13 protein-coding genes are annotated in these 12790 nt (G+C 67.8%); 3 read left to right on the top strand and 10 right to left on the bottom strand.

From position 1 onward, the window contains the following. Positions 1-16: 16 nt before the first annotated feature. Together QO015_RS15815 and galE are read right to left on the bottom strand one after the other, a co-directional pair. Entirely contained in the window at positions 17-1264 is a 1248-nt protein-coding gene (locus tag QO015_RS15815; RefSeq protein ID WP_266283130.1) for a lytic murein transglycosylase, read from the bottom strand. 43 nt (positions 1265-1307) lie between these two features. After that, positions 1308-2300 carry a UDP-glucose 4-epimerase GalE gene (gene galE / locus QO015_RS15810; RefSeq protein ID WP_266283132.1) on the bottom strand — a complete coding sequence of 331 codons (993 nt, stop codon included), beginning with the start codon at positions 2298-2300 and terminating at the stop codon, positions 1308-1310. A gap of 146 nt (positions 2301-2446) precedes the next feature. On the opposite strand from galE, the gene galU reads away from it, so the two are divergent. Continuing rightward, positions 2447-3331: a UTP--glucose-1-phosphate uridylyltransferase GalU gene (gene galU / locus QO015_RS15805; protein ID WP_266283134.1), complete on the top strand. Its 885-nt coding sequence runs from the start codon at positions 2447-2449 to the stop codon at positions 3329-3331. A gap of 60 nt (positions 3332-3391) precedes the next feature. On the opposite strand, the gene QO015_RS15800 is transcribed toward galU, so the two are convergent. The 7 genes from QO015_RS15800 to QO015_RS15770 all read right to left on the bottom strand — a co-directional run bounded on the left by QO015_RS15800 (position 3392) and on the right by QO015_RS15770 (position 10060). After that, positions 3392-3979 (bottom strand): NAD(P)H-dependent oxidoreductase, encoded by a 588-nt coding sequence (locus tag QO015_RS15800; protein ID WP_266283136.1) that lies wholly within the window; start codon positions 3977-3979, stop codon positions 3392-3394. A gap of 1 nt (position 3980) precedes the next feature. Continuing rightward, positions 3981-4562 (bottom strand): NAD(P)H-dependent oxidoreductase, encoded by a 582-nt coding sequence (locus QO015_RS15795; RefSeq protein ID WP_266283139.1) that lies wholly within the window; start codon positions 4560-4562, stop codon positions 3981-3983. A 13-nt stretch (positions 4563-4575) separates the two neighbouring features. Continuing rightward, positions 4576-5991 carry an FAD-binding oxidoreductase gene (locus tag QO015_RS15790; RefSeq protein WP_266283141.1) on the bottom strand — a complete coding sequence of 472 codons (1416 nt, stop codon included), beginning with the start codon at positions 5989-5991 and terminating at the stop codon, positions 4576-4578. 3 nt (positions 5992-5994) lie between these two features. Next, complete coding sequence (locus QO015_RS15785; RefSeq protein ID WP_266283143.1) at positions 5995-7314, bottom strand: cytosine deaminase; 1320 nt, start codon at positions 7312-7314, stop codon at positions 5995-5997. 1 nt (position 7315) lies between these two features. Next, the gene (locus QO015_RS15780; protein WP_266283145.1) at positions 7316-8173 is read right to left on the bottom strand and encodes an ABC transporter permease; all 858 of its coding nucleotides are present in this window, start codon (positions 8171-8173) and stop codon (positions 7316-7318) included. Continuing rightward, the gene (locus QO015_RS15775) at positions 8170-8979 is read right to left on the bottom strand and encodes an ABC transporter ATP-binding protein (protein ID WP_266283147.1); all 810 of its coding nucleotides are present in this window, start codon (positions 8977-8979) and stop codon (positions 8170-8172) included. Before QO015_RS15775 ends, QO015_RS15780 begins: the two co-directional genes overlap by 4 nt. Before the next feature lie 67 nt (positions 8980-9046). Continuing rightward, positions 9047-10060 carry an ABC transporter substrate-binding protein gene (locus tag QO015_RS15770; RefSeq protein ID WP_266283149.1) on the bottom strand — a complete coding sequence of 338 codons (1014 nt, stop codon included), beginning with the start codon at positions 10058-10060 and terminating at the stop codon, positions 9047-9049. Between the two features lie 335 nt (positions 10061-10395). On the opposite strand from QO015_RS15770, the gene QO015_RS15765 reads away from it, so the two are divergent. Beyond that, complete coding sequence (locus tag QO015_RS15765) at positions 10396-10785, top strand: RidA family protein (protein ID WP_266283150.1); 390 nt, start codon at positions 10396-10398, stop codon at positions 10783-10785. On the opposite strand, the gene QO015_RS15760 is transcribed toward QO015_RS15765, so the two are convergent. After that, on the bottom strand, positions 10713-11663 hold the full coding sequence (locus QO015_RS15760) for a LysR substrate-binding domain-containing protein (RefSeq protein WP_266283152.1): 951 nt from the start codon (positions 11661-11663) through the stop codon (positions 10713-10715). The two genes, QO015_RS15765 and QO015_RS15760, sit on opposite strands and share 73 nt — an antisense overlap. 103 nt (positions 11664-11766) lie before the next feature. Here QO015_RS15760 and QO015_RS15755 point away from each other — a divergent pair, with 103 nt between their 5' ends. Beyond that, the gene (locus QO015_RS15755; protein ID WP_266283154.1) at positions 11767-12771 is read left to right on the top strand and encodes a YeiH family protein; all 1005 of its coding nucleotides are present in this window, start codon (positions 11767-11769) and stop codon (positions 12769-12771) included. Positions 12772-12790 lie beyond the last annotated feature (19 nt).

Here is a 12790-nt window from a genome sequence, read left to right as displayed (position 1 = left end):
TTTTGCGGGACGAAGCCTATCCCCCGGCGCGAAGGGCCTGCAAGAGCCCGCTCGAGGCATAGCCGTCCGGCACCTGCCCGGCCTGGCGCTGATAGGTGCGGATCGCCTCGCGGGTGCCGGCGCCGAGCTTGCCGTCGATCGAGCCGTCATAAAGGCCGAGCCGCGTCAGCAGCGACTGCAGCTCCGCCCGTTCGTCGGCGGTGAGAGGCCGCACCTCGCGCGGCCACTCGGCGACGAAATCACCCGAACCGCGCAGCCGGTCCGAGAGATGGCCGACGCCGAGCGCGTAGGCGTCGGCATTGTTGTAGCGCTTGATGACCTTGAAGTTGGGCAGCAGCAGGAAGGCCGGTCCATTGGCCCCGGCCGGCGCATAGAGCCGCGCCGCGACGTCGGAATCGGGGAACTGCCGGCCGGCGACCCGCTTCAGGCCAGCCTTCTTCCAGGCGGAAAGGGGCGCCGTCTTGCCCTGGTCGGCGAGACGCCAGTCGAATCCGCGTGGAACAACGACCTCGTAGCCCCAGGGCTCGCCGAGGCGCCAGCCCATCCTGGAGAGATAGTTGGCGGTCGAGGCCAGAGCATCGACCTCGGAATTCCAGATGTCGCGATGGCCATCGCCGTCGAAATCGACGGCATAGGCCTGGTAGGTCGTCGGGATGAACTGGGTGTGGCCCATCGCGCCGGCCCAGGAGCCGGTCATGCCACGGGCGGAGATGTCGCCGCGCTGCAGGATCTTCAGCGCCGCGATCAGCTGCGTGCGGCCATATTTGGCGCGCGAGCCGCCCTGATAGGCGAGCGTCGCCAGCGAGCGGATGGTGCTCTTAACGATCTTCTCGTTCTGGAGCACCGCGCCATAGGACGACTCCATGCCCCAGATGGCGACGACCACGGAGCGGTCGACGCCATAGGCCGCCTCGATGCGGGCGAGCTGCGGGCCGTACTGGCGCAGCGCCGCCTTGCCGTTCTCCATCCGCTTCTCGGACACCGCGCCGTCGAGATAGTCCCAGACCGGCTTCACGAACTCAGCCTGGGTGCGCGCCTTGGCGAGCACGTCGGGATCGGGCGTGAAGTTGCCGAGCGCGTTCATGTAGACGGAGCGCGAGATGCCGGCCTTCTGCGCGGTGGGCCAGAACTGCTGCACCCAGCGCGCGCCGGCGGCATCCGCGAAGGCGGCCGGCACGGCGGAGAGCACGAGCAGCACTGCGAGGACGACCGCTCCGGCGATGCGGAACGGCACGGCAAGCGGCGACGTGGACGGGATCGTCATCTTCTCCTCCTGTCGTGGCGCCGTCGCCCCCCGTTTGACGGCTTCAATCGGTCTGGTTGCGGCGCGAGAGCGCCTCCTCCCACGCCAGCGCGGTGCTGACGCAGGTATCGAGATCATCATGCCGGGGCGCCCAGCCGAACGTCGCACGGGCGAGCGACGCATCGGCGACCACGGCCGGCACGTCGCCGGTCCGGCGCGGCCCTTCGACCACGGCGAAATCCACGCCGGAGACGCGGCGGACCGAATCGATCACCTCGCGCACCGAGAAGCCGTGGCCGTAGCCGCAATTGGCGACGAGGCTCGCTCCCCCGGCGCGCAGGTAGAGAAGCGCGTCGGCATGGGCGTCGGCAAGGTCGCTGACATGGATATAGTCGCGCACGCAGGTTCCGTCGGGCGTGTCGTAATCGGTGCCGAGGATCTCGATCTTCGCGCGCTTGCCGAGCGCGGTTTCGCAGGCGACCTTGATGAGATGGGTGGCGCCCCTGGTCGACTGGCCGGTGCGGCCCTTCGGATCTGCGCCCGCGACGTTGAAGTAGCGCAGCGCCACATAGCGGAAGTCGTGGGCGCGCGAGGCGTCGTCCAGCATCCACTCCGTCATCAGCTTCGAACGGCCATAGGGCGAGAGCGGCGCCGTCGGCGCGGTCTCGACGACTGGCTCGGTTCCTGCATCGCCATAGACGGCAGCCGTCGAGGAGAAGATGAAATGGCGAATCCCGCACTTGATCGCCATGGCGACGAGGCTGCGCGATTTGACCGTGTTGTTCTGATAGTAGGCGAGCGGATCGGCGACGGACTCCGGCACCACGATCGAGCCGGCGAAATGGATGACGGCGTCGATGTCGTTGTCGAGCATGATCTGCTCGACGAGGGCGTCGTCGCCGATGTCGCCGACGATCAGCTTCGCCTCGGGCGCCACCGCCCAGGCGAACCCTGTCGAAAGGCGGTCGAGCACGACCACGCTTTCGCCGGCGTCGATCAGCCGCCAGACCATGTGGCTGCCGATATAGCCAGCGCCGCCCGTCACGAGTACCGTCATATGATCCTCATGCAATGTTCACCATTAATAGCAGGTAAAACCTCGCACAGGATCGCGACGGCTCCGTTGCATCCGCTTGGTTCCGTTAGCGTTGTTGTTAGGATTGCGACGATAGTGTCGCCCGGATTTTTCTTCGAGAGGTGTTCATGAACGCTCCGATTCGCAAGGCTGTGTTCCCCGTTGCGGGTCTCGGCACGCGGTTCCTGCCTGCCACCAAGGCGATGCCGAAGGAGATGCTCACGGTCGTCGACCGGCCGCTGATCCAGTATGCCGTCGACGAGGCCCGCGAGGCCGGCATCGAGCACTTCATCTTCGTCACGGGCCGCAACAAGGCGGTGATCGAGGACCATTTCGACGTCCAGTACGAGCTTGAGGCGACGCTGCACGGAAGGGGCAAGACCGAGGCGCTGGAACTGCTCGCCAAGGATCTGCCGAAGCCCGGTTCGACGTCCTTCACCCGCCAGCAGGTCCCGCTCGGCCTCGGCCATGCCGTGTGGTGCGCGCGCGAACTGGTCGGCAACGAGCCCTTCGCCGTGCTGCTGCCCGACATGGTCATGAAGGGCGAACCGAGCTGCCTCAAGCAGATGGTCGACGTCTACCGGGAGACGGGCGGCAACGTCCTCGCCGTCAACGAGTGCGACCCCTCGCAGACGCACCAGTATGGCGTCGTCGGCATCGGCGCCAACCTTTCCGACAGCGCCTTCCGCATCAATGCGATGGTCGAGAAGCCGAAGCCGGAAGTCGCGCCGTCGAATCTCTACATCAACGGCCGCTACATCCTGCAGCCGCAGGTGTTCGATCTCCTCTCGCGGCAGGAGAAGGGCGCGGGCAACGAGATCCAGCTCACCGACGCCATGCTGAAGCTGATGGAGCGCCAGCACTTCTACGGCTGCCGTTTCTCGGGCGACGTCTACGACTGCGGCAACAAGGTCGGCTTCCTCGCCGCCAATGTCGCCTTCGCGCTCGACCGCGCCGACATCGCGGCCGAATTCCGCCCCGAGCTCGAGCGCCTCGTCGGCAAGGTCGGGTAAGGGCCTCCATCACCCCCCTCTCCCGCGAGGAGAGGGCGGGGCCGAGGGCAGCCGCGAAAATCAGAGCCGCGCGATTTTCCGCCTCACCCTGGCGAGATAGCGTGCGCGGCTCCCGGGCGTCGACGAGTCCATCTTGTAGTGCGCCATGTAGCTGGTGCGACAGAGCGGATGGCAGAGCGGGCGGATGCCGCGCAGCAGCGTGCGCCGGCCGGGTTCGCCCACCCATTTCGACAGCCACCAGGTCGCGCCGCAGGTCGTCACCACCGTGATCGAGCGGATATGCTGCATGTTGGGACGGATGCCCTGACTCTCCGTCGGCATGACGAAGGTGACATGCGGCACCCAGACGCGGTCAAGCCAGCCCTTCAGGATCGCCGGCAGCCCGAACCACCAGGTCGGATAGACGAAAACCAGCATCTCGCACCATCGGATATGGGCGATCTGGTCGGCGACCGGCAATTCGTTGATGCCGGGATCGTGGTAGCGCCGCCGCTCCTCGGCATCCATCACCGGATCGAAGCCGATGGCGTTGAGGTCGACGAGCCGCACCTCGTGGCCGTTCGCCGTCAGCGTCTCCGTCACGGTGTCGCGCAGCGCGGCGCCGAAGCTCTCCGGAACCGGATGGGCGTAGACCACGAGCGCCCGCATGTCAGAACCGGTCCATCGCCGCGCCGACCTTCGCGAGGAAGGCCGCCCGCGTCGCATCGGTCGAGCGGTTCATGTCGTAGTGGGCGAGATAGTCGACCGGCGCCAGCGGCTTGATCTGGGCGCGCAGCACGCGCTTCACGATCTTGCGCGGGGGATCGCCGACGCCGAGCGCCCGCCAGCGCGCGCCGCCATAGGTCACAACCGCCGTCAGCTTGGTGATGTTGTGCAGCGACGGCTTCACCTTGCCGTTCTCCATCCGAAAGGAGACGCCCGGCAGGAAGACGCGGTCGAAGAAACCCTTGAGGATCGCCGGCAGGCCGAAATTCCAGACGGGATGCACGAGCACGAGCGCCTCGGCCGCGAGAACGCGGTCGACATAGGGCTCGACATTGCGCCGGTTCACGCCGAGATCGTGATAATGCAGCCGCTCCTCGCGCGAGAGGACCGGGTTGAAGCCTTCCGCATAGAGGTCGCAATCATCGACGGCGTGCCCGGCGCGGCCGAGCCGCTCGACGACGGTCGCGTGCAGCGCCGCCTGGAAGCTGGTCTCGACCGGATGGGCGAAGAGCACGAGCACCCGCATCGCGTCGATCCGCTTACGAGGCGGCCTTGAGGCCGGGGAAGAGGTAGGTCTTCTGGGTCGAGAAATCGAAACCCGGATCCTCGAAGGCGATCATCTTGCCGGGATTGAGCAGTCCCTTCGGATCGGCCTCGTGCTTGAAGGCGAGCTGCACGGCGTCGGTCTGCTTCATGCCGCCCTCCTCCAGCGTGTAGCGGTGCGGGTTGAAGACCGGGCAGCCGTTCTCCTCATGCAGGCGGATGATCTCCTCCAGCCGCGCCTCGGTGGTGTAGCGCACCATGGGCAGGCCCATCGGCGTGATCTTGCCGTCGAAGCGCACGAATTCGAGATGGCCTGGCACCTCGTCGCCGAGCAGCGTCGTCATGCGCTCGATCTTCGCGACATGGCCGGGAACCGGATACATGGTCTGGAGATAGGTGATCGCCGGATCGATCCTGAGGCCGCGCAGCGTCGTGTGGTTCCAGGCGAGTTCGAAGTTCGGCGGGATGCCCTTGAGATCGCCGGCCGTATCGGAGCGGAAGACGACCTCGCCCTTCTCCCGCGCCGTGAGCGCCAGGAACGCGTCCATCGACTGCGGCGCGACCATCAGGATGGCGACGGACTGCCCCTTCTTCAGGAACTTCTGGTGGCGGAGGAAATAGGTCTCGGGCGCCGGCGCGGCGACCGTGGCGATTTCCTTCAGCAGCAGCCCGTCGGAATTGCCGAGCAGGTCGGCATAGCGCACCGCCGCCATGTAGTCATCGAAGCCGACGAGAATGTCGACCCAGTCATAGGCCGCGGTCAGCGGCATCTCGACCTCGGTGATGATGCCGTTGGTGCCGTAGGCATGCATCACCTTGTGCAGCTCCCAGCCCGTGAGCTCGAGCACCCGCGGCTCCGCCTCCATGGTGACGACGCGCAGGCGCAGCACATTGCCGAGATCGCGCAAGCCCCCCCAGCGGATCGAGCCGACGCCGCCCGAACCGCCGGCGATGAAGCCGCCGATGGTCGCGGTGTTGGCCGTCGAGGGGTGGAGGCGCAGTTCCTGGCCGGAATGGGCGCGGGTCTGGCGGTCGAGCTCGGCCATGATCACGCCCGGCTCGGCGACGACGCGGCCGGGCAGGATCGCCTTCACCTTGTTCATGGCAGCGAGGTTGAGAACGAGCCCGCGCGACAGCGGCATCGCCTGGCCGTAATTGCCGGTGCCAGCGCCGCGCGGCGTCACCGGCACCTCGTGCCGATAAGCCGCGGCGAGGATGCGGATGACCTCCGCCTCGTCCTTCGGCGTCGCGACGAGATCGCCGGTCACGTCGTCGAGCTGCGCCTTCAGCACCGGCGAATACCAGAAGAAGTCGCGGCTCTTCTGCTTCACGAGGGCCGGATTGTCCTCGAGCTCGATGCCGTCGAGGTCGCGCTTCAGCGCATCGAGATCGAAAGAGAAGGTGCGAGCCATCGCCTAGACTCCAAAGAGATGATCGAGTTCCCGATAATCGGGCAGCGTGCGGTCGATCGCCTTGCCCTGGCGCAAAACGGTGCGGTCGGATTGCGGGCGCGAAAGCAGTTCGGTCCAGCTTCGCGCGCGAAAGAGGACGAGATCGGCCGGCCCGCCGATCGCCAGCCGCCCCACATCGGGCCGGCGCAGCTGCATCGCCGGCAGCGTCGTCACCACTTCCGGCGCGAGGTCGACCGGGTGATCGAGCTGGAGGATGCGCACCGCCTCGCGGAACACCTCGACGACGTCGAGATCGCCATAGGCGTAGAACGGATCGCGCGTGTTGTCGGAGGCGACGGCGGCCGGGATGCCGCGGGCCCGCATCTCGTGCAGCAGCGTGACGCCGCGCCAGCGCGGCGTGCGCCCGCGATGGCGGTCCTGCAGATACATGTTGCACATCGGCAGCGAGACGACGCCGACGCCGGCCTTCTGGACGAGATCGAGGGTGCGCTCCGCCTCGTCGTCCGGTTGCCGCGCCAGCGAGCAGCAATGGCCGACCGTGACCTGGCCCTGGAAATCGTGACGGATCGCAGCCTCGGCGATCGCCTTCAGCGAGCGGGCCTCCGGATCGGCCGTCTCGTCGACATGGAGGTCGATATCGAGCCCGTTGCGCGAGGCCTCGAAGAACAGGCGGTCGAGCGCCTTGTCGAGGCCGTCGATCATGAAGGTGACGCCGCCGATGACGCCCTTCGCCTCTAGGAGCGTCGTGACCAGTTGCTTCACATAGGCGTCGTCGAAATAGAGGTCGATCGGCATCAGCGCCACGGCCTGCAGGTCGATCCGCCCGGCCCAGGCGTCGCGGGCCTCGATGAAGGCGGGCCAGGAGGCTGGAAACTGCGGCGGCACGGAATCGATATGCGTGCGGATCAGCTTGGTGCCATGCGCATAGGCGCAGCGAAGGGCGAATTCCATCCGCGCGCGGACGTCGGCCGTCGTCCAGTGCGCGTCGCGATCGGCCTCGACGGCGGCGAGCGCCCCCGGAAAGGTGCCGTCGGGATTGGCGTGGCGCGGGATGATGTGGCCCTTGTCGAGATGCGTGTGCATGTCGACGAAGCAGGGCCAGACCTGGCCCTTGTCGAGATCGAGCGCCGGCGCATCGTCCGCCTCGAGGCGGCCCGGCGCGTCGATGGCGGCGATCGTCCCGTCCGCGACGAGGATATCGACACGCGCGAGGCCCTCGCCCGCGTCGATGCCGATCTCGCCGGGCAGAAGCACCGCCGGAACGGTCGCGTTGGCGAGGCGATAGCGGGCCGCGGCGGGCGGCGTTGCGAAGCCGGTCGTCATATCAGTTCTCCCGCCGGATGGCGCTTTCGTGCCAGCGCCGCAGCAGGAGATGCGACAGCAGGCTGGTGGCCCCGAAGATCGCGACACCGGTGACGCAGAGCAGGATCAGCGCCGCGAACAGGCGGGGGATGTTGAGGCGATATTGCGATTCGAGCAGGCGGAAGGCGAGGCCGGAGCCGGCGCCGGCCGAACCGGCGGCGAACTCGGCCACCACCGCCGCAATGAGCGCGAGGCCGCCGGCGATCCTGAGGCCGGCGAGGAAATAGGGCAGCGCGGCGGGAAGCTTGAGCAGGAACAGCGTCTGCCAGCGCGAGGCACCATAGAGCTCGAACAGGTTGAGCAGGTTGTGGTCGGTGCTCTTCAGCCCCTGCGTCGTGTTGGACAGCACAGGAAAGAAGGCGACGATCCAGGCGCAGATCAGCAGCGCCTGCTGTGTCGTCGACGTGTAGATGAGGATCAGCGGCGCGATGGCGACGATCGGCGTCACCTGCAGGATCACCATATAGGGCGAGAGCGCGACCTCGACCCAGCGCGACGAGGCGAAGAGGATCGCGATCAGCACGCCGCCGACAAGGGCGATCGCCAGCGCCTGGAAGGTGATCGAAAGCGTGACCAGCAGCGCCGGACCGAGCACGCCCCAGTCGTTCACGAGCGACTGCACCACGAGATCGGGTCCCGGAAGAATGTATTTCGGGACCTTGTAGGCCGTCACATACCAGGCCCAGAGCCCGACCAGCGCCGCCAGCATGACGAGCGGAATGACGATGCGCAGCAGCCGCTCGTAGGAAAAGCCGCCGCTCTGGCCGCCACCCGCGCCGGCGAGCCGCGGCGGAGACGCGCTCTCGGGAATATCGGTCATAGGTGATCGCTGGCGCCGAGCGCCGAATGGAGGGATTGCGAGGCGCGCCGTGTCATCTCGCTGTATTCGGGCGAGGTGCGGAAGGCGATGCCGCGCGGCGCCGGCGCATCGACGAGGAGTTCGTCGATCACGCGCCCCGGCCGCGGCGCCATGATGACGATGCGCGTCGAGAGATAGACGGATTCGAACACCGAATGCGTCACGAACACCACCGTCCAGCCGAACTGCGCCCATAGGCGCAGGAGATCGTCGTTGAGCTTCTGCCGCGTGATCTCGTCGAGCGCGGCGAAGGGCTCGTCCATCAGCAGAACGCGCGGCCGCGTGACGAGCGCGCGGGCGATCGAGACGCGCATCTTCATGCCGCCCGAGAGCTCGCGGGGATAGGAGTCGGCGAAGGCCGCGAGGCCGACCATCTCGATCGCCTCCATGACCCGTGCGCGGGCGGCGCTCTTCGAGATGCCGGCGAGGCGCAGCGGCAGCCAGACATTCTTGAACACCGTCGCCCAGGGCATCAGCGTCGGCTCCTGGAAGACGAAGCCGATCTCGCGCTCGACCTTGCCGTGGGCATCATGACCCATGGTCGGCCATTCGACGCGGCCGGTCGTCGCGTCGCCGAGCCCGGCGATGATCCTCAGCGCCGTCGACTTGCCGCAACCCGACGGGCCGAGCAGGCTGACGAATTCGCCCTCGCCGATCGAGAGCGTCATGTCCTTGAGCGCCACCGTGCCGTTGGAGAAGGTCTTCGAGACATGATCGAGGCGGACGATCGGACGGCCCGCGACGATGGCAGGCGCTGGACTGGACACGCTGGACAGGATCGTAGTTCCCGGAAACGGGCCGGCGGGCACGCGCGCGCCCGCCGCGCCACTCGCCCTACTTCTTGAGGTCCTTGCCGAGGCCCTTGCACACGAACTGGGTGTCATAGGCGACGGAGACATCGAGCCCGGCCTTGACCACGCCGGCCTTCACCATCTTGTCGTAGAAGGACTTCACGTGATCGCCGGTCATGCAGCCGATGCCCTTTTCCAGCGCCTCGCCGGAATCGACGATGCCGTATTCCTTCATCGTCTTGATCGAGAAGGCGATCTGGTCATCCGTCATCTCGGGATTGTCCTTCTTGATCGCCGCGTTGGCCGCCGCGTTGTCTCCGTAGAGATAGTTGTACCAGCCGATGATGGACGCCTCGACGAAGCGCTTCACCACGTCCGGATTGGCCTTGAGATAGTCCTGCGTCGTCTCGATGAGCGTCGAATAGGTGTCGAAGCCGGCGTCGGCGAGCAGGAACAGCTTCGGCTTGAAGCCGCCCTGCCGCTCGATCTCGAAGGGCTCGGAGGTGATGTAGCCCTGCTGCGCCGACTTCTTGTCGGCGAGGAAGGGCGCCGGATTGAAGGTGTAGGGCTTGTACTGCTCGTCGCGGAAGCCCGGATAGGCCGACTTCATCCACTGGAAGAAGGAGGCGAAGCCGTCCTTGCCCATGAAGATGGTCGGGAGCTTGGCGAGATCGTCGAACTTCTCGATGCCCTCGTCCGGATGGGCGATGAGGACCTGCGGTTCCTTCTGGAAGATCGCAGCGACCTCGACCAGCGGCACGCCCTGCTCGACCGAGGAGAACGGCTCCAGGAGATTGCCGGCCATGTAGAAATTGGCCTTGCCGGCGAGGAGCAGCGCGCGGTTGGCCGCCTGCGGGCCGCCCTGCAGGATCCGGACCTTCAGCCCGTATTTCTCGTAGGTGCCGTCGACGACAGCCTGGTAGAAGCCGCCATGCTCGGCCTGGGCCAGCCAGTTGGTGCCGAAGCTGACCTCGTCCAGTGCCTCGGCGCTGCCGGCCGCGAACAGAGCCACGACGCCGGCCGCGAGGCCGGCCATGCCGTTCCGGAACGATCTCATCTGCTCTCCGCCTTCCCTCTCCACGCGGCGACGTTGCGCCGCCGATTCTTCCACGCCATCCCCCGACGGGGCGGTTCCGAATGTGCCGGCCGACGGCCGACCCGATGGTCGTACGTCGCAAGAGACATGCCATGCGATGCCTCGCTCGCGCGCAGCGCAGCGAGGGCGGACGCGCCGATCAATCTAGGACAGGAGCGCTGCACAGCATAGAGGCATCGCCGCGATATCGACCGTCCGGCGAGCAACGCATGCCCAATTGCTGGGCTGAAAAGCGGCTTGTGCAGCGCCGGGGGCCATCGCAAGCTTCGCCTCACCGACCATCGAGGGCCCTTTCCGTGAACACGCCGCTGCTGCCGACCGCCATCCGTCCTCCCTTCGGCCGCTACAGCCATGGCGTCGCCGTTCCGGCCGGCAGCCGCTTCGTCTACACCTCGGGCCAGCTCGGCATCCGCCCGGACGACAGCGTTCCCGAGACCATCGAGGAACAGGCGGAGTTCTGCTTCACCGCCATCGCGGCCATTCTCGCCGAGGGCGGCATGAGCATGCGCGATGTCGTCCGCCTGACCGCCTTCGTCACCCGACGCGAGGATATGCGGCGCTACATGGCGGTGCGCGACCGTCACGTCGCCGAGCCTCTGCCGGCCTCGACGCTCTACATCGTCTCCGGCTTCACGCGCCCCGAATTCCTCGTCGAGGTCGAGGCGGTCGCCGCCCGCGCCGACTGACCGGAGGCGACCAGCGCCTCGAAGGCGAAGGCGGCGGCCGTGCGGTGTCGCTCCTTGTGGCGGAGCATGCGGAAGGCGCGCGGCGGCAGCGCATGGGCGACCAGCGCCAGCGCCCCGGCACCGATCATCGCCGCGGCTGCGGATCGCGAGATCGCCGTCGCATAGCCGCCGCTCGCCACGGCGGCGAGCACCGCCTCGTTGGACGGCAGCGTGAGCACCACGTCGAGTGCCTCGATCGGAATGCCGGCCTCGCGCAGGCCCGCGGCGAAGGAGGCGCGCGTTCCAGAGCCCGGCTCGCGCAGGATCCAGCGCGCGGCGGCAAGGTCTCCGGCCTCGACCGCTTCCGCAGCGGCCAGCGGATGATCCGGTGCCACGACGATCACCAGCCGGTCCTCGGCGACCACCGGCGCGGCCAGCAGCGGCGAGGAGACCGGGCCCTCGACGAAGCCGAGATCGGCCTCGCCCCCGATCACAGCGGCGGCGACCGTCTCGGTATTGCCGATGACGAGCTCGAGCGCGACGCCGGGATGCGCCTCGCGGAAGCGGATCATGAAGGGCGGCAGGAAATGGCTGGCGATGGTCTGGCTCGCCTGCAGCGCCAGCCGCCCGCGCCTGAGACCGCCGAGGTCGGAAAGAAGCGCCTCGGCGCCCGACGCCCGCGCGAGCACCGACCGCGCCTCCGGCAGGAACAGCCGGCCCGCCTCGGACAACTCGATGCCCCGCCCGACTCGGTGGAACAGCTCGACGCCGTAAGACCCTTCGAGGGCCCGGATCGAGGCGCTGACGGCGGAGGGGGTCAATCGCAGCGCCTCGGCCGCGCGGGTCAGGTGCTCCCGCTCGGCGACCTCCAGGAAGATGCGAAGCTGCTCGAAGGTCACGATCGTTCGATCTCCCTGCACAATTGGTGCGATATTTCGCAATGGATCGAATGAGGAGCAAGCACGATCTTCATGGCGACATCAAAAGAGCAATTCGACCGGCATGCCCCGCTTCCTCCGCACGATCATTCCCGGCACCGCCCTCTGCCTCGCCGTCACGCTCGGCGCCTTCGCCCTCGGCGGTGCCGAGACCGCGCTTTTCGGCCGCGACTGGCTGGAGGCGCTCGTCCTCGCCATCCTGATCGGCGCCCTGATCCGCTCGCTGTGGACACCGCCGGAGCGCTTCACGGCCGGCATCCGCTTCACGGCGCAATATCCGCTCGAGCTGGCCATCCTGCTGCTCGGCGCCACGCTCGACACCAAGGTGGTGTTCGCCGCCGGACTGCCGCTCGTCGCCGGCATCGCCGGCGTGGTCGTCCTCGCGATCGCGGCGAGCTATCTCGTCGGGCGCGGCGTCGGGCTCAGCCACCGCATGGCGCTGCTCGTCGCGGCCGGCAATTCCATCTGCGGCAACTCCGCCATCGCGGCGGTCGCGCCGGTGATCGGCGCCGACAGCGACGATGTCGCCGCCTCCATCGCCTTCACGGCAGTGCTCGGCGTCGCCACGGTGCTGCTGCTCCCCCTTCTCGCGGTGGTGCTGGGGCTCACCAGCCTGCAGTTCGGCGTCGTCGCCGGCCTCACGGTCTATGCCGTGCCGCAGGTGATCGCCGCGACCGCGCCCGTCGCCTTCGCCAGCGTGCAGATGGGCACGCTCGTCAAGCTGCTGCGCGTGCTGATGCTGGGGCCGGTGATGGCCGCCATGGCGCTCCTCGGCCGTGGCCGCGCCGACGGGCGCATGAGCCTCACGCGCTTCGTGCCGTGGTTCCTGATCGGCTTCGGCCTCGCCGCAGCCGCACGCAGCGCCGGCCTGGTGCCCGAGGCGGCGATGGCGCCGATCCACATCGCCACGACGCTGCTCACCGTCGTCTCCATGGCCGCGCTCGGGCTCGGCGTCGACATCCGCATGCTGCGCCGGGCCGGGGGACGCGTGGCGCTGGCGGCGATGCTCTCCCTCCTCGTGCTCGGCGCCATGAGCCTCGGCCTTGTCCACATGCTCGCGATCGCCTGAGCCGCGATCTGGCCGCGAT

Source organism: Kaistia geumhonensis, from assembly GCF_030815145.1.
Classification (GTDB): Bacteria; Pseudomonadota; Alphaproteobacteria; order Rhizobiales; family Kaistiaceae; genus Kaistia; species Kaistia geumhonensis.
The sequence above is the reverse complement of the archived record's forward strand: the minus strand, read 5'-3'. Positions and strand labels throughout refer to the sequence as shown.